Consider the following 20,799-nt stretch of genomic DNA (forward strand, 5'->3'; position numbering starts at 1 on the left):
TACATAATCGGTATCAACAAACTTGGCACACTATTGAGTTCTCAAACAACAGACACACCCGGCACCACCCAAACCAAACATTCAGGATCGCTCCGGAGCAACTTTTCAAACTTACCCGATCCCCCACAGCTTTGCAAACCCGCAATCCAGCGGACAAAACTTCAAAAGAACCGGGCCCCACCCATCACCGGCACGCCACAAAAGCGAACCATTTTCCAGGCTGTCATCAAAGGGGGTTGGCCGCTATTTTTCCGCTTCAGCGGCGGCGACTCAGAAAACAATACCCGCACACAACCCCCACCGCAAATCGGGCACTCCATGGGCAAGATCCGCGGAATTGAGGGGCACGAACGGCCATTGGGGCACCCAAGCCGCCTGCCGCCGTCGTAATTCACTCTGTGGTCTCCGGCACAGCCGGCACTACCCCTCCTTCGGTACCGACGTACAAGTAGCCGTCCTGTGGGAAACGCGTATCGATTACTCGAGCCTTGGGCATCAGTTCGGCTCTAGAGTCAGAACCGGAGCTGGCGGCGAGGGTGTTCGCCTGAGACCACGAACACCTCCCCCAGCCGCCGCCAGCTCCGCACCCAGGGTGGGACCCGGACGATCTTCCGCGGAACGAACCTCAAGATTGCAGCAATTAGTCCCGATATTGGACAAAGTGCCTTTCGCGACATCCTTCACGTTCCTAGAGTGTCCCTACGGCAGTGGCCCGGGGACCGTCCCCAGAAGGACCAAGCCAAGGGGGACAAATGGGCGCAGGTATCCCACACGCCAACGCGGATGCATCCAGCGCGGCGCCTGCAAGGGGTGCAATCCCTGTTCCTGCCCCGCCCAGGAAGCCTTTGGCCCGGCCCCGCGCGATTCAGCAAAATTCGGCTTCCATGCGCAGGGAACATGAGGTGCAGCGGCTGATTCGTGACCTGGCGGTGCTTGCAGCCTCCCGTCGCCCTCGGACACCATAAGCCCCCTTCCAGTACCGCGATTCCGTGACGGCTGAATCCCGGGAGGTGGATAAGACATCACAGCCCGCCGTGTCCCGGTGCCAAAGACCCTGTTTCGGCACTTTCGCCCGCCCTAGTCTGGCGTCATCGACCACATCAAGGAGGCATTTTCATGCGCACAGCAGAACCAATGACCGAGACCGAACGGATCCATCGTCTCTCCGAGAACCTCCTGACTCAGCTGTCCAGGGGCAGGGAATGGGCCACGCCGGGTGTCCAGGCTGCGCTCCAGAGAGCAGTGGCCGGGCTGGATACCGGCATTGAGACTGCCTCCCCGCGCCTCCAGGCCTTGTTGCGGCGGCTGGCGGATGAGCTTGCCGCCGAAGTAGAGACCCTCACGCCCCGGGTGCAGGAACAGCTGAAGCGAGTCCGGCCGAAAGCGACTGCACAGGCCCCAGTCCAGACCCGACGGCCCGCCCCCCAGGTGTGGTTGTGGATTCTCGGGCTCGCCGCCCTCGCGGCGGGGGCAGTCGTATGGCGCTCCACACAGGCGTCCAAGCAGAAGCCAACGCCAACGAGTGAGCAGGAAGCCGGCGGCAAGGATCCTAACGTCGACGCGGACCTCACCTCAGGACGAATGTAGAAGCGGTTGCGGAGGCGGCCGCAGGACTCTCCGCGTGCCGCCGGGTGGGTATAGAGACCACTAATGCGCGATCGCCCAGACGAACGCCCACGGCAATGACCCTCAAACTAACCGAGCCGCGAATACTCCCACCAAAGCAGGAGCATCCGCGGCTCGGTTAGTACTTCGATGGTCGCCTATCGTTCGCAGGCAACGCCGTCGCCATCACGGTCAAGAGATGAACTGTATCCGGGCTGTCCCCTGTACAGGGGTGCGGCGCCAGCGTTCTTAGCGGCTGTGCAGTTGGCGTAGTAGGCAGCCGGCGCCGGAGCGGGCGCCTGTGCGGCCTTCTGCGCTGCGGCGGCTTGCTCGGAGGCTGCCCTTGCAGCTGCGTCCCGTGCTGCCTGATCCGCAGCAGCCTGGTCAGCAGCAGCCTGGTCAGCAGCAGCCTTCGCGGCTGCGGCCTGATCTGCGGCAGCCTTATCAGCTGCGGCCTTCGCGGCTGCGGCCTGTTCTGCAGCAGCCTTATCAGCCACCGCTTTTTCGTCGGCCGCCTTCTCCGCGGCCACATCGTCGAGGTTCTTGACGTTGAGATGCACCGTGGACCCATTCTCCGCCTGTGCACCGTTGGCAGGATCCTGGGAGACCACCTGCCAATTGCTCTTGACGATGATCGACTTGCCCTTGGCGCTGTCCACGGCCTCAACCTTGAAACCCAGCTTTTCCAACTGGTCCTGGGCTTTGTCCAGGGTCAGGTTCACAACGGCCGGGACCACGACTGTCTCCGTTGTTTGCGAAACAGCCGTTGCCGTTGCCGTTGCCGTTGGCTGCGTCGCTGCCTGTTTGCCGCCGCAGCCGGTCAGCAGGAGGCCGGCCAACACGGCCAGGGCCAGCGTGTTCTTCAGCCTGCCGACTGCAGGAACTGTACTTTCTTTCACTTTTCCCCCTAGGAATGCGTGTGATGGTGGTAGGAATTGCGCCGGATCGATCCGGGCAAAGGGCTTACTCGCAGGCGATGCCGTCGGAATCGCGGTCCAGCGCGGGGCGGTAGCCGGGCTGGCCTGCGTATATCGGTGCAGCTCCGGCTGCCCTCGCCGCGGTGCAGTTCGCGTAGTAGGCAGCGGCAGGTGCCGGAGCCGGTGCGGCAGGTGCCGGGGCAACAGGTGCAGGAGCGGCTGGAGCCGGAGCCGGCGCAACGACCGCCGGCGCGGGAGCCGGGGCAACGGGAGCAGAAGCAACTGCTGCAGGTGCCGGTTCAGCCGCGGCAGGCGCAGGAGCCGGAGCCTGCTGGTTCGTCGGCGCCAACTGCCCTGCGCAGTCGCCCAGAATGCGGGCCATCGCGTCGTGTTCGGCCTGGGTGACCCACAGTCCGTACGTGGCTTTCACGGAGATCTGGCGCGCCACGTACTCGCACCGGAAGCCCTTGTTCGGCGGCAGCCAGGTGGCCGCGTCGCCGTCGCCCTTCTTGATGTTCGTGGGCCCATCGGTGGCCTGCAGGTTGAGCGGGTCATTCGCAAACGCCGTCCGCTGTTCCGGGGTCAACTGCTGCGCGCCCTTTTGCCATGCATCACTGAGCGCCACCACGTGATCGATCTGCACGGCAGTGCTGGTGCCGGAACCCCGCACAAAGCCGATGGTTGTGCCCGTGTAAGGATCCGCGAGGGTGCCCGACTGCACCTTGCACGGCACACTGTTGGTGTAGGTGATGCCGGTTAGGTCGCGCTTGAGGATGTCGTTGCGGGTATCGCAGCCGTTCCGGTCAACGTCCGCCCACGCCTGGCCGAACCGTGCCCGGTCGTACCCCGTCTTCGGCGCCCGGCCCTTGATGGGGAGGGTTGCCAGCACGTCCAGGGCTTTGGTGGCGTAGGCGGGCTGGGCGTTCGGGGCGGTGGCAGTAACGCCGGCGGCAAGAACGTAGGGGTTCTCCGGGTCCAGCGGTTCCCCGGTTTCCTGCGCGGTAGGGGTGGGCGGGGACGACGGCGACGGCTTGGGTGTCGCCGTCGGGCTGGCCTTCGCCGGCGTTGCCTTGGCGGTGCTCTCCGAGGATGCGGGCTTGAGGTCCGCGCTGGCGACCCGCGGCAGGGCGACGGCACCGCCAACGAAGAGGGCCAGCGATGCAACGACAGCGACGGCGCCGGCCTTCCGGTTTGCAGGAAGCCACGCCCAGGAGCGCCGTCCCGTGAGGAGGACGTACAAACCGGTGAGGGCAAGTGAAATGGCCAGGATGACCAAGGCACCGCCGATTCCGCCGCTCACTGCTCCGAGGAGCACAAACAGGACGGTAATAGCGCCAACAATGAAAGTTGAAGCGCGGGGTTTCCGCGGCGGCTTCGGTGCCGGTGCGAAGGAGGCGAACCCGGGACGGGTTTCGTAGTCGGACATTCTTTTCCCATTTACAGGGGGCGCCAACTGCTGATGCCCCCGCATATGCCGGGCCTGCTGCTAAGCCCGGCATAACTCATCACCGAGGAGCATATGGGCCGTTCGGGGCTGGAGAGGTGCGCGCGTCCAATACTCGGTCAACATTCAGCCAGTCTTGATGGGACCTTGAGGAAAGGCGGTCGCAAAGCGCACGCGGCCCTTAATAAATCACGGAAGAGCAGCCATGAACCCGTAGTGGACAGGCATTCCCTCACGGCTAAATGCAGAGATAAGGTGGCGCCCATGCAAATGCGCCTTGAAGTTGTTCAGGTCCCGGTGTCCGACGTGGACAGGTCCAAAGCCTTTTACACAGAAAAGCTGGGTTTCATCCTGGACCATGATGTGGAGCACCTCCCCGGCATGCGCGTGGTCCAACTGACTCCCCCGGGGTCCGCCGCATCGGTGGTCATCGGTACCGGGATGACTACCATGACACCGGGCAGCCTCGAGGGACTGCAGTTGGTGGTTCCCGACATCGCAGAAGTCCGCACCGAGTTGGTCCGCCGCGGGGCAGACATCAGCGAGATCCAGGACCTCGGCGGCGTCCTGTTCGCCTACTTCAGCGATCCGGACGGCAACCGCTGGGTGATGCAGGGCCAGACGCAGGAGCACGTCCGGGACGCCCACAAATCCTCTGAATGAACTGCCAGAAGTAGGCGCCCCTCCGGGATGGCGCTATCTCCTGGGCGGCGGCGCCGTAGAGCCGCGCACCACCAGCTCCGTGCCCAATTCAATACGTTGTGGCAGTTCCTCGTCACCGTCGAGATGGCGTAGGAGTGCCCTCACTGCGGTCTCCGCCATCTGCACCACGGGTTGCCGGATGGTGGTCAAGCCGGGTTCGACCCACTCGGCTGCTGGAATGTCGTCAAAACCGATGATGGACAGGTCCTCCGGTATGCGGAGCCCCGCAGCACGCGCAGCCCGGTAGGCACCAAGGGCCTGGCCGTCGTTACCGGTGAAAATCGCCGTGGGCCGGTCCGGCAGCTCCAGCAGCTTCCGCGCGGCAGCCTCGCCCGCTTCCATGGAGAAGTCCCCGGGAACCATCAAGGCCGGATCCAAGGCAACGCCCGCCCGGCGCAGCGCGGAAACATAGCCGTCTTCCCGGGCGCTGCTGCACTGCAGGTCCTCACGGCCGCCGATCATGGCGATCCGCTTGTGCCCCAGTTGCAGCAGGTGCTCCGTCGCCGAATAGCCGCCCTCCCAGTTGGCTGCCCCGACCGTGGTCAGGTCAGGTCCGGGTTGACCCACCGGATCTATGAGCACTACCGGTATTCCCAGGGACTTCACGCGCTGGATCTGCTTGGCGTCCAACTGGTAAACAGCCATCAACAGGCCGTCTGACTTCCGCTCGGCCAGGTTGGCCAACCAGGGCCGGATGCGGGAGCCGTCCAGGTTCAGGCTGCTGACCACGGTTCCGTATCCGGCGTCCTGTGCCACCCGTTCAACGCCTTCGATGATTTCCAGCGCCCACTCAGAGCCCAGGCCGGGGAACACCAGGTCCACCAGACCTGCCTTCTGCTTGCGCTTGGCCGGGCGCCGGGCATAGTCACGCTTGGCAATGATCTCCTCGACGCGCGCCCGGGTCTCCGCCGCCACATGCGCGTGTCCGTTCAACACCTTCGACACGGTGGGAACGGAAACGCCTGCCTCGCGGGCAATCTCGCTGATCGTCGCGCGCCTGGTGTCCTGCTTGCTCACCACGGAGACCGCCCTTTCACCCGGGTTACGCCCGGTGCTGGTTATCGGAAAGTTCCCAGGTCTGAATCCGGCCACACATGCCGTAGATTCTGCGGTTTTCCCGTTTTCCCATCGTAGTTCGCGCGTTCGCCATATAGATACTTTCTGCCGTGTCCAGGGAAGCAAGCTGCTGGCGCGTCAGCTCGGCCTGCCGGGCAGCTCCCTCAGCAAGCAGGCCAGCCCACACCGTCGTCCTGCCGGACACCAAGTGGGCCGCCGCGGCGTGGAACCCGGCCAGTGCTGACGGCCCGGAGGAAAGTACGGCCTCCTTCAGCGCCAAGTAACCTTCCAAGGCCAGATCACGACGCCGGCGGGCGGCTTCCTCGCCAGCCACCGGTCCGGCGTCGGCGTCCTTGTGTTCCAGTGCTGCCGCGCGGCGGTAGCTAACCGCATCCGCCAGGTACTCCGGCGGGAAGGTCATCACGGCGTCGCCATGTTCGGGAAGCCCTGCGTTCTGCATCACCACCAGTACCTTCAGGTCGCCCGAGTCGTTAATGGCACGGTGGACGGTTCCTGGCGTGAACCACAGGACCGTCCCGGGTTCCAGGGGGCTGGACGTGAAGCCGCGGGAGTCAAGCGTCTCCAGCCGGCCGCTTCCTTCGAGCACCACGTACGCTTCCGTGGATGCCGTGTGCAGGTGCGGTGACCCACCGGCTGCTCCGTCGGCTCCGGGCCAGTCGTAGACGCTGATCTCGGACAGGCCGGTGGCGCCCGGGAAGGAGGAGGCCACGGTCACCGCCAACTGCGCAGTGCGGCGTCGGCGGCAGCGGCCAGCGCCGCGGCCCGCCCCGTGTCCACTCCGCCGTCGGCAATCACCACTGCATAGCGGTAGGTGAGCGGCGAGCCTTCCCGCAGCGGCACCTCCTCGCTGAAGAAGGGCGCCGAGCCCAGGCAGGCGAAGATAGAGGACCTTGCAAACCACTGGTTGGGTGCGCCCGGATTTGAAGGGTCCTCCAGGAACGCGATGGTTGATGACCGGCAGGTGCCGTCGTGCTTTCCGGTAAAGGCGACCCAGGGCGAACGGCTGCCCATGAACTCATCCGTTCCGGCGGCGTCCTGGCTGCGGAACTCACCGCCGGTGAAGGACCGGGGACCACGCCAGAAGAGGCCGCCGTAGCCGGCATTGTCCCGTCCTTCGGTGGTGGGGCTGCCGATCTGGATGTCCCCGCCGGAGATGTTGTTCATCCGGGTTTCGAACAGAATGACGTAGGCCGCCGCGGTGTCGCTGCCGTTTGCGTCCTCCAGGAGCTGGACGCTGAACCGTCGGGTCTCCGTGATGACCGGCTCGCCTTCCTGCGACGTCCAGGTGAGGGACTCCGACACCGTAATGCCGGCACCGGACTGGTCGATTCCCGTAAATGATTCGTGGGTCATGGCGCCGTTGTTGTCCAGGTTGGCGTATTCGGTGGCACGCGTGTAGGTGGCGCCGCCCCAGAAATTGTGCCGCCCCACGTTCGGGAGTGCCCAGGAAAGGCCCTTGTGCCAGACATGGTCCCAGGGCCGGGAGATGGTTACCTCGTCACCGCCGAGTGTGGTGAGTGGATGGAAGAATGGCCGCGGGCTTTCGTATTGGTCGTCGGTTGGCTTGTAGGTATAGGTGGCGATGGGACGCCCGTACGCAGTGAAGGTGAGGGCACTTCCGTCATCCTCGAAGCTGAGCTGGGCGATGGAGAGCGCAGACGGAGCGGTGGCTGGGGAGGTGGTCATGATGGGTCCTTTGGATGTGGGATTCAGACGGCGGTGTCGACGGCGGTACGGTCCAGCGCTGTGGCGTCCAGGACCCGGGTGCCCAGACCGTCGCCGTCCATGCCGCCGTAGAAGGGGTGGCCGGGAACGATCTGGCCGCGGCGTACCGGCTGCCCGGTAAAGGCGGAGGCGTAAATTGCGGCAGCAAGTTCAAGTGTTTGCCTCGCGGAGTCCATGCCGGCTGGAAGCGGCCGGCCGGCGTCGAGCGCGTCATACATGGCCAGGAACTGCGCCACATGGCCGCTGCTCCGCTCCAGGGGCCGGGCGGTCCATGCTGCCGTGACACCTTCTTCGTGGCCCGGCGCCCCGGTGACAGTCCAGTTGTCCGTGCTGTAGCCATAGAGGTGGCTCAGTTCAACTGTGGCGAACTCGCAGTCGATCCGGATGTCCGAGGTTTCGCGTGGCGAGAGCAGGGAATTGATCATGGTGGCCACGGCGCCGTTGCGGAACCGGACCAACGCGGCGGACAGGTCCTCAGTGGACGTGGCCCGCGCCTGCCGCCCGGCAACTGCGGTCACTTCCTCCCAGGGGCCCATGAGGTACAGGAGCAGGTCGAACTGGTGGATCCCGTGGCCCATGGTGGGGCCACCGCCCTCGGCATTCCAGGTGCCGCGCCAGGGCAGGTCCCAGTAGCTGTCCGGGCGGTACCAGAGAGTGTCGCACCGCGCCACCAGAGGCCGGCCAAAGTCGGAACCGCCGATCAGATGCTTGGCAGCGGCCGATGCGTCCCCGAAACGGTGCTGGAACACGCAGGAGAACTGGGCGCCGCCCTTGGCCTGCGCCGCTTCGAGCCGGTCGAAGTCCGCCAGGCTGAGTGCCGGGGGCTTCTCGGAGAGCACATGGACCCCTGCTTCCAGGCACTCGATGGCCTGGTCAATGTGGAACATGGGAGGCGTGCAGAGATGGACAATGTCCGGTTTCGCCCCGGCCAGTAGCTCCCCCAGGGTGAGGTAGGTGTCAGGGATGCCATGCTTCCCGGCGAACGCGTCCAGCCTGCCCTGGTCCACGTCGCCGGCTGCCACGAGCTGGGCCCTGCCATCGGTCCGGGCAAGGTTGTCCGCATGAACCGCCGCGATTCCGCCGGTTCCCACAATGGCCACTCTGTACGTCCGCATGTTCTCTCCGTCGTTGCAGTGAAATAAGTAGCAGTGAGGCAGGCACCACAAGTAGCTGGATGGCCTTCAACTTCGCTTGGCGTCCGGTCAAGGCGGGACAGTAATAGGGAAACTTTCGACACTGCCCGCAATGTTTCCAACATGGTCACCCGCACAAATGCCTCGCTCTAGCTTCAACCCTAGGAATCCTTTCCATCGACAGTCAATGCTTTTACCCTAGAAACTAAACTCAATTTTCTGATAGTTTCATAGAAAATTCTTCCGATCCTAGGAGACGCCCGTGACCAGCGGTGCCGCCGAAAAACAAGCTCCCGCGTCCTCTCCTGCCAGTGGCATGCCGGATCCCGCCGGTGGGCGCCTGTCCGTTGATGAGTTGGTGGAGCAGATGACTCTGGAGGAGAAGCTGGCACAGCTGGTGGGCGTCTGGGTCAATGCCTCCAGCGACGGAGATTCCGTGGCTCCCCTGCAGAACGAGATGGCTGGTGAAACGCGCTCCTGGGAGGACGTGATCGCCTCCGGCCTTGGCCAGATCACCCGCATGTACGGCACCGTTCCCCTGGAACCGTTGGACGGCGCCCGCCGGCTTGCCGCTGCCCAGGAGCAGATCATGGCAGCCTCCCGCTTCGGCATTCCTGCCCAGGTACATGAGGAATGCCTCGCCGGGCTGGCCGCATGGAAGGCCACCGCATTTCCGGTTCCGCTTGCGTGGGGTGCCACATTCAATCCCGCCTTGGTGCGGCGCATGGCCGGCCTGATCGGGGGCCAGATGAAGGCCCTGGGGGTCCACCAGGGCCTGGCTCCTGTCCTGGACGTGGTGCGCGATCTGCGCTGGGGACGGGTGGAGGAGACCATCGGCGAGGATCCGCATCTGGTGGGGACAGTAGCCAGCGCCTACGTCTCCGGCCTGGAGGGAGCCGGCATCGTTGCCACACTCAAGCACTTCGTGGGCTACTCGGCCTCCCGCGCAGGGCGGAACCACGCCCCGGTATCCATGGGTCCGCGTGAGCTGGCCGACGTGATGCTGCCCCCGTTCGAGATGGCGCTGAAGCACGGCGGTGCCCGGTCCGTCATGCACGCCTACACCGACATCGACGGTGTTCCCGCGGCCGCCAACCGTGCCCTGCTCACCTCGCTGCTGCGCGACGAATGGGGCTTCGCCGGTACCGTAGTGGCGGACTACTTCGGTGTCGCCTTCCTTGACGTCACTCACGGCGTAGCTGCCGATTCCGGCGAGGCGGCAGCGCTGGCACTGACTGCAGGAGTGGACGTGGAACTGCCCACCGTGAACTGCTACGGCCGGCCGCTGTTGGAGCGCGTCCGTTCCGGCGCGGTGCCGGAGTCCCTGGTGGACACGGCCCTGCGCCGGGTGCTGCGGCAGAAGCAGGAGGCGGGGCTTTTATCGCCAGGCTTTGACCCCTCTCCCCCTGTCCTCGCCATGGGCTCCATCGATTTGGACCCTGCGGCGAACAGGGAGTTGGCCCGGGAAATTGCCACCCAGTCCCTGGTGCTGCTGACCAACAGGAAGCACGACGGCGGGCCAAGCCTGCCGCTGCCCGCTGCGGCCCTCACGTCACTTGGCGTGGTGGGGCCCTTGGCACAGGATCCGTTCGCCATGCTGGGGTGCTACTCATTCGACGCGCACGTTGGCGCCTCGCACCCGGACGTTCCCATGGGCATCAGCGTTCCCACGGTGGCTGCTGTGGCCGCCCATCGCTACGGATCGGTGCGGAGCGCCGCGACCGGAACCTGCGAGGCCATCACGGAGGAACAGATCGCGGAAGCCTGTGAGATTGCCGCGTCCGTCGACACCTGCGTAATCATGGTGGGCGACAACGCCGGTCTTTTCGGCCGCGGCACATCCGGCGAAGGCAACGACGCAGCGGATCTTCGGCTGCCGGGTGACCAGCACCGCATGCTGGAGCGGGTGCTGGCCGCCGCAGAGGATGCCGGGACCCGCGCCGTCGTGGTGGTCCTCAGCGGGAGGCCCTACGCACAGGGCGACTTCGTTGGGCGGGCCGCAGCCATCGTGCAGGGATTCTTCCCGGGCGAGGAGGGCGCGGAAGCACTCTGGGATGTGCTGTCCGGGGTGGCGAACCCGTCCGGCAAACTGCCCGTCTCCGTGCCACGCACCTCCGGCGGCCAGCCGGGAACCTACCTGCACAGCCGCCTTGCCGGCCCGTCCGGCGTCAGCGCGCTGGACCCCTCACCTCTGTTCAGCTTTGGCCACGGGCTGTCGTATACAACGTTCGAGTTCTCCAACCACGAGGCCAGCACCTCCACGATGTCCACGTCAGGCACCGTAGACGTGGCCGTGTCTGTGGCGAACACCGGCACAGTGGACGGCGCGGAAGTGGTCCAGCTCTACCTGGAAGACCCCGTGGGCGAGGTGGTGCGGCCCGTTCGCGAGCTGATTGGCTACGCGCGGGTTGAACTGGCTGCCGGCGCCTCGGCGCGCGTGGAGTTCACGGTGCACGCAGACCGGACCTCTTTCACAGGCCTGGACCTGAAGCGGGTGGTGACACCGGGCCTGGTGAAACTGCATGTCTCCACCTCAAGCACGGCAGATATCCATACCCACGAGGTCACCCTGCACGGTGAGCGCCGGGTGGTGGGCTTTGAACGGGAGATGCTGACGCCGGTCACCGTGACCCGGCTTTAGGTTATGGCCCTACGCCCCCTGGCCGTTGGTGGTGAACTTATCCTGAACCAGCTTCAGCAGCGGCCGGGCGTTGAGGCATAGCAGGATCACCACCGCGCCGGAGAGAAACGGCAGCAGATAGGCGGTGGTTAGCAGGAGCAGTGTTGCGGTCACGAACAGGATGCCCGCCGTGCCCAGGGAGACCCGCTTCTGCGCGCCGAAGCTGTAGAGGGCCAGCTTGTATAGGTCCCGGGTACGGAACGAAAAACGGGACAGCAACAGCAGGGCGTGCACGGCTGAGGTGGCAGCCACCAAGGCCAGGACAAGCAGCACCAGCCGGAGCGCCGGCGCAACAGGATTATCCGGTCCCAGGGCCGTGGGCAGCCCGGCCAGGTTGGCGCCGATGACTACCAACACCGCCAGGCAGGGCGTCCAGACCTTCAGCGCAGGAAGGAAATTCAGCCGGTAGCTGCGCACAAAGTCCCGGTATACGCCGCTGTCCCGGCCTCCCAGCAGCCGGTTGAAGGCGTACATGCATGCCACCAGCGCCGGCCCCGCGGGCAGAAGTGCGACGACGACGGCCCAGGCACCCAGCACCGGGGCCGCCAGCACCGCGACCAGCAGCAGGACATTGGCCAGCACCAGCAGGGCCGAGCCCATCATGACACCGGCGGCGGTGCCGGCCGCCCTGAAAAGGGGGCCGGCACCGTACTCCGCTTTCTTCTGAACCACCAACTGCCTTTCGGTCACCGCGGAAAGTCCGCTGCCGCCGTCGTACGCCCTACTTCTTGTCCGCGTACGCCTTGTACGCCTTGTTGGCCAAATCTACGTACTTGCCCATGCCCTTGCTGTCCAGCTCTTTCACGTAGGCATCGAACTCGGAGATGGGCCGCTGCCCGGTAATGAACTTCAGGGTGTTCTGCTTGACGTGGTCCTTGAGCGGGGTCAGCGTCAGTGTGGCCTGCTCACGGTCCGCATCGCTGTAGGGCACGGGCGGTGAGACGGGGCGCGGGGTCTTGCTCTTCATGGCCTTCTGGAAAGCCAGTTCTTCATCATCAAAAGTGGACTGCAGCAGGTCGGTGGTGCCGCCGTAGGCAAAGTTGCCGCCTGAGAAGCCGTAGTCCACCCGCAGGTCCTTGGTGCCGGCGGGGTTCAGGCCCTGGAAGTTGATGTCCTTGGCCAGCACCCGCTTGCCGCCCTCCTTGGTGTAAGTGGTGCCCTGTACGCCCCACTTGGCGAACTCCTGTCCTGCGTCGCTGTAGAACAGCCAGTCGATGTACTGGATCAGCGCCACGAAGCTGTCCTTGTCCTTCACCGACGAGTTCAGCATGATGCCGTTCTCCAGCCGTGAGCCGCCGATGATGTTGCCTGCGGGGCCGCCTGGGACCGTTATCTTGCCCACGGTGAAGTTGCCTTTGCCCAAGGACTGCTCCATGGACGTGCGGTAGGTGATGATGTTCTGGGAGTTGGCGCTGATCACGAACGACTTGCCGGAGGTGAACTTCTGGATGGCTGAATCGTCGGTCTGGGTGAAGCTTTCCGGGTCCATCAGGCCTTCGGAGACCAGGGAGTTGAAGTACGTCAGCAGGTCCTTGAACGCCGGGGTGCTGGAGGCGAACTCGAACTGCTTTTTGGAATCGTTGAAGGCCAGGCCGTCCACCAGACCCCAGCCGGCTACGGTGCCGAAGGATGTGGCGGCGATGTTGAGCGCGCTGTTGCCGTTGAAGCGGTCGGAGAAGGGCACCACGTCGGGGTGAGCCTTCTTCAGGGCACGCAGCACGTCCCGGAACTCGTCCCACGTCTTGGGTTCGGCGAGGTTTTCCTTCTGCAGGACGTCCTTCCGGAACGCCAGGGAATAGTCCGGCCACAGTTCCTCATGCAGGCCCGGCAGCACGTAGTACTTGCCGTCCTGTTGCGTGAGTCCGGCGATTTCCGGCTCCAGCTTCCACTTCTTAACCTTGTCCTGGAAGTGCGGCATCAGGTCCACATAGTCGCTCACCGGCAGTACGGCCCCAGAGGATACGAAGGCCGATTCCTCGCCGGGATAAGTCTTGGCGATGATCTCCGGAGCCTTTCCGGAGCTGATGAGCAGGCTGCGCTTCTGGGTGTAGTCGGCGAACGGCACGACGGTGGCGTCCAGGGTGACGTTGTTGTCACTGGCCATCTTGGTGAACAGCAGCCAGTCCTTTTTATAGGGGTACGTGGGCTGGTCGCTGAACAGGAAGCTGTAGGTCAGAGGGGTGGTCGCCTTGAACGTGTCCCCCAGCTTAAAGCTGTCCATGGCGCCGGTGCGGGCTTTGGAGGTATCGGCTTTGCTGCCGGATTCGGAGTCACAGCCTGCCAGCGCCAGGCCGAAGGCTGTAAGCGCGGAGAGGCCGAGGAAGTCTCGTCTGCGGATCATGGGCTTTCCTTTCATAAGGGGTTATTCCTTGACGGAACCGAGCATGACGCCCGAGAAAAAGTACTTCTGCACAAAGGGGTAGACGCACAGGATGGGGATGACGGTGAGGATGATGGTCACGGACTGGATGTTCGCGGCGATCTGGCCCATGTTTTCCGTGGTGCCACCTGCCGAGCCTGCTGTGGTGACCCCGGCGATCATGTTGCGCAGGTAGATGGTCACCGGGAACAGTTCCGGCTTGTCCAGGTAGAGGAACGCCTGGAACCAGGAGTTCCAGTTGGCCACGGCGTAGAAGAGCACCATTGTTGCAACGATGGCCTTGCTCAACGGCAGGACCACCTTGAACAGCACGCCGTACTGGGTGAGGCCGTCGATGGCGGCAGCTTCCTCCAGTTCCCGCGGCATGTTCTCGAAGAACGACTTCATGATGAGCAGGTTGAAGACACTGATGGCGTTTGGCAGCACCACGGCCCACAGCGTGTCCCGCAGGCCCAGCGAGCTGATCAGCACATAGTTCGGAATCAGGCCGCCGTTGAAGAACATGGTGAACACGGCGATGCCGATGAATGCGCTGCGGCCCTTCAGGTCCTTCTTGGCGATGGCGTAGGCGAAGGACGTGGTAAGCACCATGGAGATGGCCGTAGCTACCACCGTATAGAGAACTGTGTTGCCGTAGTTACGCCAGAACGTCGAATCAGCGAGGATCAACTTGTAGGTCTCGATGTTGAAGCCCATCGGGAACAGGTTGACCTGGCCGGCGTTGATGAAGCCTTCGCTGGAAAAGCTCTGGGCCAGGATGTTCAGGAACGGGTACAGGGTCAGGAACACCACCACCAGCAGGAACGCCAGGTTGGCCACCCGGAATACCTGCATAGCGCGGGAGACCTTCATGTCCTTGATCAGGACGCCGGTCTCTTTGGCTGGTGCTTTGCCGCCGCGCTCTTTCAGTGCGGTCTCTTTCACGGTTGCCCCCTTCACCACAGGCTCGTTCCGGCGAGGCGCTTGGATAAAGCGTTCGCGGAGAGGATCAGCGTGAGGCCGATGACGGATTCGAACATTCCGATCGCGGCCGCATAGCTGAAGTTGCTCGATTCCAGGCCCACCCGGTACAGGTAGGTGGAGATGACGTCGGAGGTTGCGTAGTTGAGGGGGTTGTAGATGAGGAGGATCTTCTCGAAGCCCACTGCCATGAATGTGCCGATGTTCAGGATCAGCAGCGTGATGATGGTGGGCCGGATGGCCGGCAGTGTCACGTGCCAGGTTTGCTGCCACCGGTTGGCTCCGTCGATCCGGGCTGCCTCGTACAGCGATTCATCCACCCGCGTCAGTGCGGCGAGGTAGAGGATGGCACCCCAGCCCATGGTCTGCCACACCTCCGAGCTGATGTACATGGGCCGGAACCAAGCGGCCTCCTGGGTGAAGTTCACTGTGGTGCCGAACAGGGCGTGGCCGATCTGGTTCACCGTGCCCGTCATGGAGAAGTTCTGCAGGATCATGCCGGCGATGATCACCACGGACATGAAGTGCGGCAGGTACGTCACCGTCTGGATCAGCTTCTTGAATTTCTGCGAGCGCAGTTCGTTCAACAGCAGGGCAAAGATGATCGGCATCGGGAAGCAGAACAGTAACGTAAGAACGCCCAGGATGACGGTGTTCTGGAATGCCTGCCAGAAGCTGGGATCGTTGATGAACAGCGTGACGTACTTGAGCCCCACCCACTTCTCACCGAAGATGTTTCCGCCGGGCTGGAACTGCCGGAACGCTATGACGTTGCCGACCATCGGCAGGTAGCGGAACACGGCGAAGTAGGCCAGCGGCAGCAGCACCAGCGTGTAGAGGCGCCAGTCCCGTTTGATGGCCAGCTTCCAGCCGCCGGGTTTGTTGCGGGGCTTCCCGGTCCCCGCCTCCGCATCTTTGGGGACCGATTCGGGTGGTACTTCCAATCGCATGGCCATGTCTGCTCCTACCGGCCCGTAGTGAGGGTTTCGTTGTCTGTGGATGTTTCCTGCAGCACCAGTACGCCGTTCGCGGCCAGTTCAACGGTGCCGGTGACTCTGGCGCCTGTGATGCCGTCCGTCCCGCCGGAGCCAACGTTCACACTGGCGGGCGCGTCGTTGTGGTTCAGCACAAACAGGAAGCTGCGTCCGTTGCCCGTACGACGGCGGACCTGCACTCCAAGCGGTACGTCCAGTTCCGGCCGAATCCCCGCAGCCGCCCGTTCGGCGGAGAGGAGTTCCTCCAGGAAGGCGTCGTCCACACGAGCGGACAGATAAGTGGCGGTGCCGCGGCCGAAGGTGTTGCGTGTGACTGCAGGCATGCCGGCGAGCCGCCCCGATGCGTAACTGGCAACAACCTCCGCCGTCGTAGTGTGAAGGTGCTCAGTCCAGTAATCCGCGGAAGCCGTGCCGCCGTCGGCCGTTGTCAGCTTCACTGCCTCGCCTTCACCCGCGAGTGGGTGCATCTCCTCGCTCCACGCACCCAGGACATTACGGAGCGCGCCGGGGTATCCGCCCAGACGGATGGTGTTGTCCTGGTCCACGATGCCTGACAGGTAGCTCACCACCAGGCGCCCGCCGCCGGCTACATAGTCTTCGACGTTCTGGGCTGCACGGTCCGTCAGGAGATACGTGGCGGGCAGGACCACCAGGCTGTACTGGCTAAGATCGGCCTTGGTGTCCACGAAGTCCACGGGAATGTTTGCGTCAAAAAACGGCCGGTACAGGCGGAGGACCTCCTGCGGGTAACTCAGATCCGACCGCGGGGAATTGCCCAGTTCCAGGGCCCACCAGCAGTCCCAGTCGAACACCAGGGCCACCTTAGCGGTGGCGCGCGTGCCCGTGATGGCGGCCAGGCCCTTCAGCTCCCGGCCCAGTTCGCAGACCTCCCTGAAGACCCGTGTGTTGGGTCCGGCATGGTTCACCATGCCGGAATGGAAGCGTTCGGTACCGCCCTTGGCCTGGCGCCACTGGAAGAACAGGATGGAGTCAGCGCCCTGGGCGATGGCCTGGTAGGAACCCAGCCGCATTTTGCCGGGGAGCTTGGAGACGTTGACGGACCACTGGCTGACGGCACCCGTGGCCTGTTCCATCACCAGCCAAGGCTGGCCCCGGCGCAGCGAGCGCATCAGGTCGAAGTTCAGGGCGGCGGCCACGTGTGCGTCTTCTTCCCGCGGATCCGGGTAGATATCCAATGCCGCCGCGTCCTCTTCCGCTGCCCAGGCCCAGTAGTCGTTGTTCTTGTAGAAGCGCATGAAGTTGGTGACGATGGGCAGGTCCGGGGTGTGCCGGCGCAGGATGTCCCGCTCAGCCTTGAAGTGCGCCAGCATGCTGTCAGAGGTGAACCGGTGGTAGTCCAGGCGGCGGGAGGGGTTTGACCAGGTGCGGGGCTGGGCGGGCGCGTTCACTTGGGACCAGTCGGAGTAAACCTGGCCCCACACGTCCGTGCTCCAGGCCCGGTTCAGGTCTTCCAAGTTGCAGTATTTTTCCTGCAGCCATGTCCGAAAGGCCCGGTCGGCGTGCGGACCGTAGGAGACCGGTCCGTATTCGTTGTTGACATGCCACATGCATAAGCCCGGATGCCCGGCGTAGCGCTCCCCCATTTTCTCAGCCATAGCCAGCGACTTTTCCCGGTAGGCGGGGTGGGAAACGTCGAAGTGCTGGCGGGAGCCGAATCCAAAGGTGCTGCCATCAGCCAGGACGGGGAGGATGTCCGGATGCTGGGCGATCAGCCAGGCCGGCGGGACTGCGTCAGGGGTGGCCAGATCCACACCGATCCCGTTCGCGTGCAGCAGGTCCATGATGTCGTCCAGCCAGCCAAAGTCATAGACCCCGTCTGCTGTCTCAAGCCTGCTCCAGGAGAAAACGGCCAACGTCACCAGGTTGACGCCGGCTTCCTTCATGAGGCGTACATCGTCGTTCCATACCTCCCGGGGCCACTGCTCGGGGTTGTAGTCCCCGCCATAGGCGATCCCACCAAGCCGTGCGTGCAGGGGTTTAAAGCGGTGCTGGGAGGTGCTGGCGCTATGCTCGCTGGTCATCATTGTCCTTTGGTTGGCATGTGGCCGCGGGCTCCCCACCAGTGCGACCTGCATCACAGAGAAAGTATCGTAAAGTTTCAGCAATAACAACAGGGGTAGGGGAAGTGGGAGATAACTATTTATCCGCCTCGGTGCCGGGATGCGGGCACTAGCAGTGCTCAGAAGTCGCATCTGGATGCAGAATCAACGAACTTCCCCGTGATGCCCCTTCATCAATTCCCACTGCGGGATGGAAAGTATCGGAAGCCTGCGGGTACGAACCGGAGGATTCCGGCACCTGATGGGGCGTGCAGCCGCCCATCGTGGAACGTGAGGGTGCCGCCCGGTGAGCGGTCCTAGGTGAGCGGGCGTCATCGGGAATCCCACCAAAGGTGAGCGGGCGATACCGGGAATCCCACCAAAGGTGAGCGGGCGATACCGGGAATCCCGCCAAAGGTGAGCGGGCGATACCGGGAATCCCGCCAAAGGTGAGCGGGCGTCGGTGAGTTGCCCTGACTCAGTTGCCTGGCGCAGCTTCCCCTTGCCCAGGTTCCAGCACGTCCTGGACGACTTCGTTGTGCCGCAGGAACCACGGCTTGAACGGCGGGTCAAAGCGGGCGAACCGGGGCGGGCCCACTGGCGTCAGTCCAGCCAGCGCCAGGGCGGCCTGTAAACCGTTGTTCCGCTTCTCAAATGCAGAGTCGGAACCGCTGCCCGAGAATCCCGCTACCGCGGCGAGGGAACCCGGCACCGCCCGGACCCTGACCTTCGGGTCCGCGGGCACAGGGGCGGTTTCGGCGGTCACGTCCGCCGGGAGCACAAAGGCCACCGTGAATTCAGCGGGCTGTTTGGAACCGGGCAGCGGTCCGCTTTGGAGCACCGGGGCGGTCATGGCCAGCTTCTGCGGCCCCGGCTGCGGCTCCTGGAGCACGGGGACGGTCATGGCCAGTTTCTGCCGGGCAGTGTTGTTGCCGCTGATGTAGTTGAAAAGATAGCGGAAAGCGGCGTTCCCCGCGCGGTCAAAGCCGGCCGTCACCGTCACTTCGGCGACGACATAGTCCGGGTACCGGCGCAACTCGAAATGCGGATAGCGCCGGACCAACTCATAAGGCTGCTGCTCGGTCATGGTGCAGCAGAGCCTACGCCGGCCGGACGGGCGCGGCCAGACCGAAGGACTCTACCGGGCCGAGGTCAGACGACTCGCATCGCACCCCGAACTGTTGCCAAGCCCACGCTGCCTGCCATTGCCATGTGATAAGCAAGCGAAGCATAATAGTTAGCAGAACTAATTAGCATCGCTAAAGAATGCCAGCAGGAGGCGCACCCGCTTTTATGTCAGCCACCCAAACCAAGAACCCCGCAGCCGCCGACCCCACCGCTCCCGACACCCTCGCCATCGATCTCCGCACCGCCGTGATGCGCACTTCGCGCCGGCTCCGCGTTGAGGCCACCGGTGACGCCATCACCCCCGGCCAGTACACGGTCCTCGCCCTGCTGAACGGCAGCGGCCCAAGCACTTTGCGGGATCTAGCCAAGAGTGAGCACGTCCAGGCACCGTCCATGACCAGGATCGTCAACGCGCTGGCCGACCAGGGCTTCGTCACCAGGAGCGCCGATCCCGACGACGGCCGGCAGGTCCGCGTGGACATCACCGACGCCGGCAGGACAGTTTTGGCGGAAGCCCGGAGCCAGCGGACCGCTTGGCTGGCCCAACGCGTGGCAGGCCTCAGCGAGGAAGACCGGCTCATCCTCAGCCGCGCAGCCCGGATCATGCAGGAAATGAGTGGTAAATGAGCGCGATGTTCCGGGCCCTCGAAAACCCCAATTACCGCATTTGGGCCAGCGGTGCGATCGTCTCCAACATCGGCACCTGGATGCAGCGGGTGGCACAGGACTGGCTGGTGCTGACTGTCCTCACCGACCACTCGGGTGCTGCCGTCGGCCTCACCACGGGCCTGCAGTTCCTGCCCATGCTGCTGTTCGGCCCCTACGGCGGCGTGCTGGCGGACCGCTACCGCAAGCGCATCATTCTCATGTGGACGCAGCTGGCCATGGGATTCACCGGCCTTGCCATCGGACTCCTGGTGGTCACCGGTACCGCCCAGCTGTGGCATGCCTATGTGGCGGCGTTCTGCCTCGGCCTGGCCAGCGCGGTGGACGCGCCGGCGCGGCAGGCCTTCGTTTCCGAGCTGGTGGGCCAGGAAAACATCTCCAATGCGGTGGCCCTGAACTCGGCGTCCTTCAACACCGCGAGGCTCACCGGCCCGGCTATCGCCGGGGTGCTCATCGCGTGGGTGGGCACGGGCCCGGTGTTCCTGCTCAACGCCGCCAGCTTCGCCGCCGTCCTGATTTCACTGTTCCGGATCCGCGTTAGCCAGCCGGCCCCGGCCGGAAAGGGAGAGCGCAACAAGCACCAGGTGGCCGAAGGCATCAGGTATGTGCGCCGCAGGCCGGACCTGATGCTGATCATGGTCCTGGTGGGCATCCTTGGCGCGTTCGGCATGAACTTCCCCGTCATCAACTCACTGATGGCCACCACCGAATTCAGCATGGGGCCAAGTGAATTCGGGCTCCTCGGCTCGATCATGGCCGTAGGCACGCTGGCCGGTGCCCTCCTGGCGGCGCGCCGCTCCGGCCCCCGGTTGCGGTTCCTACTGGGAGGGGCACTGGGACTGGGAATCTCCACCATACTGGGCAGCGTCGCACCAACGTTCTGGGTCTACGCCGCCATCCTGATTCCCGTGGGCCTGGCGTCCATCACCTTCCTGAACAGCTGCAACACCAGCATCCAGCTCTCGGTGGAGCCGCGGTTCCGCGGCCGAGTGCTGGCCCTGTATCTGGCCATCCTGCAGGGCGGCACCGCCATTGGTTCGCCACTGGTCGGCTGGATCGGAAGCCAGTTCGGCGCCCGCTGGTCCGTTGCGGTGGGCGGCATCGTGGTGCTGCTCGCAGGTATCGCCGCTGTGGTCGCGGTCACCAGGCGGAACCGGCTCACCCTTCGCGGCGCGCTCCGCCTGGCCTTGGGCCGGCGCGAGCCCGCCGTTTGAGGGCTGGGACGAAAGTTAACCCGTGGGCCGGTCCCCCAACACCGGCACCGGCCCACGGTGGCGGCGGCCATTGGATGGGACCGCCGCAATCCGCAGCTGCAACTTGGGGTGCA

General features: G+C 64.4%; 18 protein-coding genes. 6 read left to right on the forward strand and 12 right to left on the reverse strand.

The window, feature by feature from the left end; genetic code table 11:
• Together ACFO0G_RS16515 and ACFO0G_RS16520 are read left to right on the forward strand one after the other, a co-directional pair.
• Nucleotides 1–390: hypothetical protein (locus ACFO0G_RS16515; RefSeq protein WP_376978973.1), on the forward strand; the 390-nt coding region annotated here is incomplete at its 5' end.
• Between the two features lie 726 nt (nt 391–1,116).
• Nucleotides 1,117–1,587 carry a hypothetical protein gene (locus tag ACFO0G_RS16520; protein ID WP_376978975.1) on the forward strand — a complete coding sequence of 157 codons (471 nt, stop codon included), beginning with the start codon at nt 1,117–1,119 and terminating at the stop codon, nt 1,585–1,587.
• 176 nt (nt 1,588–1,763) lie between these two features.
• Here the strand turns inward: ACFO0G_RS16520 and ACFO0G_RS16525 are convergent, their stop codons facing one another.
• Complete coding sequence (locus ACFO0G_RS16525; RefSeq protein ID WP_376978977.1) at nt 1,764–2,504, reverse strand: excalibur calcium-binding domain-containing protein; 741 nt, start codon at nt 2,502–2,504, stop codon at nt 1,764–1,766.
• A gap of 64 nt (nt 2,505–2,568) precedes the next feature.
• Nucleotides 2,569–3,948: a GmrSD restriction endonuclease domain-containing protein gene (locus ACFO0G_RS16530; protein ID WP_376978979.1), complete on the reverse strand. Its 1,380-nt coding sequence runs from the start codon at nt 3,946–3,948 to the stop codon at nt 2,569–2,571.
• A gap of 282 nt (nt 3,949–4,230) precedes the next feature.
• On the opposite strand from ACFO0G_RS16530, the gene ACFO0G_RS16535 reads away from it, so the two are divergent.
• On the forward strand, nt 4,231–4,629 hold the full coding sequence (locus ACFO0G_RS16535) for a VOC family protein (protein ID WP_376978981.1): 399 nt from the start codon (nt 4,231–4,233) through the stop codon (nt 4,627–4,629).
• A 33-nt stretch (nt 4,630–4,662) separates the two neighbouring features.
• On the opposite strand, the gene ACFO0G_RS16540 is transcribed toward ACFO0G_RS16535, so the two are convergent.
• From ACFO0G_RS16540 to ACFO0G_RS16555, 4 genes are read right to left on the reverse strand one after another with little or no spacing between them, the layout of a single operon-like run.
• Entirely contained in the window at nt 4,663–5,688 is a 1,026-nt protein-coding gene (locus ACFO0G_RS16540) for a LacI family DNA-binding transcriptional regulator (protein WP_376978983.1), read from the reverse strand.
• Nucleotides 5,689–5,710: 22 nt separating this feature from the next.
• The gene (locus ACFO0G_RS16545; RefSeq protein WP_376978985.1) at nt 5,711–6,454 is read right to left on the reverse strand and encodes a cupin domain-containing protein; all 744 of its coding nucleotides are present in this window, start codon (nt 6,452–6,454) and stop codon (nt 5,711–5,713) included.
• A gap of 2 nt (nt 6,455–6,456) precedes the next feature.
• Nucleotides 6,457–7,431: a DUF6807 domain-containing protein gene (locus ACFO0G_RS16550; protein ID WP_376978987.1), complete on the reverse strand. Its 975-nt coding sequence runs from the start codon at nt 7,429–7,431 to the stop codon at nt 6,457–6,459.
• A gap of 23 nt (nt 7,432–7,454) precedes the next feature.
• The gene (locus tag ACFO0G_RS16555) at nt 7,455–8,585 is read right to left on the reverse strand and encodes a Gfo/Idh/MocA family protein (protein WP_376978989.1); all 1,131 of its coding nucleotides are present in this window, start codon (nt 8,583–8,585) and stop codon (nt 7,455–7,457) included.
• A 280-nt stretch (nt 8,586–8,865) separates the two neighbouring features.
• Here ACFO0G_RS16555 and ACFO0G_RS16560 point away from each other — a divergent pair, with 280 nt between their 5' ends.
• Nucleotides 8,866–11,244, forward strand: a complete 2,379-nt coding sequence (locus tag ACFO0G_RS16560) for a glycoside hydrolase family 3 N-terminal domain-containing protein (protein WP_376978991.1) — start codon at nt 8,866–8,868, stop codon at nt 11,242–11,244.
• 9 nt (nt 11,245–11,253) lie between these two features.
• On the opposite strand, the gene ACFO0G_RS16565 is transcribed toward ACFO0G_RS16560, so the two are convergent.
• From ACFO0G_RS16565 to ACFO0G_RS16590, 6 genes are all read right to left on the reverse strand, one after another.
• On the reverse strand, nt 11,254–11,955 hold the full coding sequence (locus tag ACFO0G_RS16565; protein ID WP_376978993.1) for a DUF624 domain-containing protein: 702 nt from the start codon (nt 11,953–11,955) through the stop codon (nt 11,254–11,256).
• Between the two features lie 49 nt (nt 11,956–12,004).
• Nucleotides 12,005–13,639, reverse strand: a complete 1,635-nt coding sequence (locus tag ACFO0G_RS16570; protein ID WP_376978995.1) for an ABC transporter substrate-binding protein — start codon at nt 13,637–13,639, stop codon at nt 12,005–12,007.
• 6 nt (nt 13,640–13,645) lie between these two features.
• Nucleotides 13,646–14,515 (reverse strand): carbohydrate ABC transporter permease, encoded by an 870-nt coding sequence (locus ACFO0G_RS16575; RefSeq protein ID WP_376979199.1) that lies wholly within the window; start codon nt 14,513–14,515, stop codon nt 13,646–13,648.
• Between the two features lie 83 nt (nt 14,516–14,598).
• Nucleotides 14,599–15,579: an ABC transporter permease gene (locus ACFO0G_RS16580; RefSeq protein ID WP_376978997.1), complete on the reverse strand. Its 981-nt coding sequence runs from the start codon at nt 15,577–15,579 to the stop codon at nt 14,599–14,601.
• 8 nt (nt 15,580–15,587) lie between these two features.
• A complete protein-coding gene (locus ACFO0G_RS16585; protein ID WP_376978999.1) occupies nt 15,588–17,660 on the reverse strand; it encodes a beta-galactosidase in 2,073 nt (690 codons plus the stop codon).
• 496 nt (nt 17,661–18,156) lie between these two features.
• Complete coding sequence (locus ACFO0G_RS16590) at nt 18,157–18,765, reverse strand: SOUL family heme-binding protein (RefSeq protein ID WP_376979001.1); 609 nt, start codon at nt 18,763–18,765, stop codon at nt 18,157–18,159.
• A gap of 206 nt (nt 18,766–18,971) precedes the next feature.
• Between ACFO0G_RS16590 and ACFO0G_RS16595 the strand changes: the two genes are divergently transcribed.
• Together ACFO0G_RS16595 and ACFO0G_RS16600 are read left to right on the forward strand one after the other, a co-directional pair.
• Nucleotides 18,972–19,433: a MarR family winged helix-turn-helix transcriptional regulator gene (locus tag ACFO0G_RS16595; protein ID WP_376979003.1), complete on the forward strand. Its 462-nt coding sequence runs from the start codon at nt 18,972–18,974 to the stop codon at nt 19,431–19,433.
• On the forward strand, nt 19,430–20,686 hold the full coding sequence (locus tag ACFO0G_RS16600; protein ID WP_376979005.1) for an MFS transporter: 1,257 nt from the start codon (nt 19,430–19,432) through the stop codon (nt 20,684–20,686). Before ACFO0G_RS16595 ends, ACFO0G_RS16600 begins: the two co-directional genes overlap by 4 nt.
• Nucleotides 20,687–20,799: the final 113 nt, after the last annotated feature.

The sequence above is a fragment of the Arthrobacter sedimenti genome (genome assembly GCF_042652025.1).
GTDB lineage: Bacteria > Actinomycetota > Actinomycetes > Actinomycetales > Micrococcaceae > Arthrobacter > Arthrobacter sedimenti.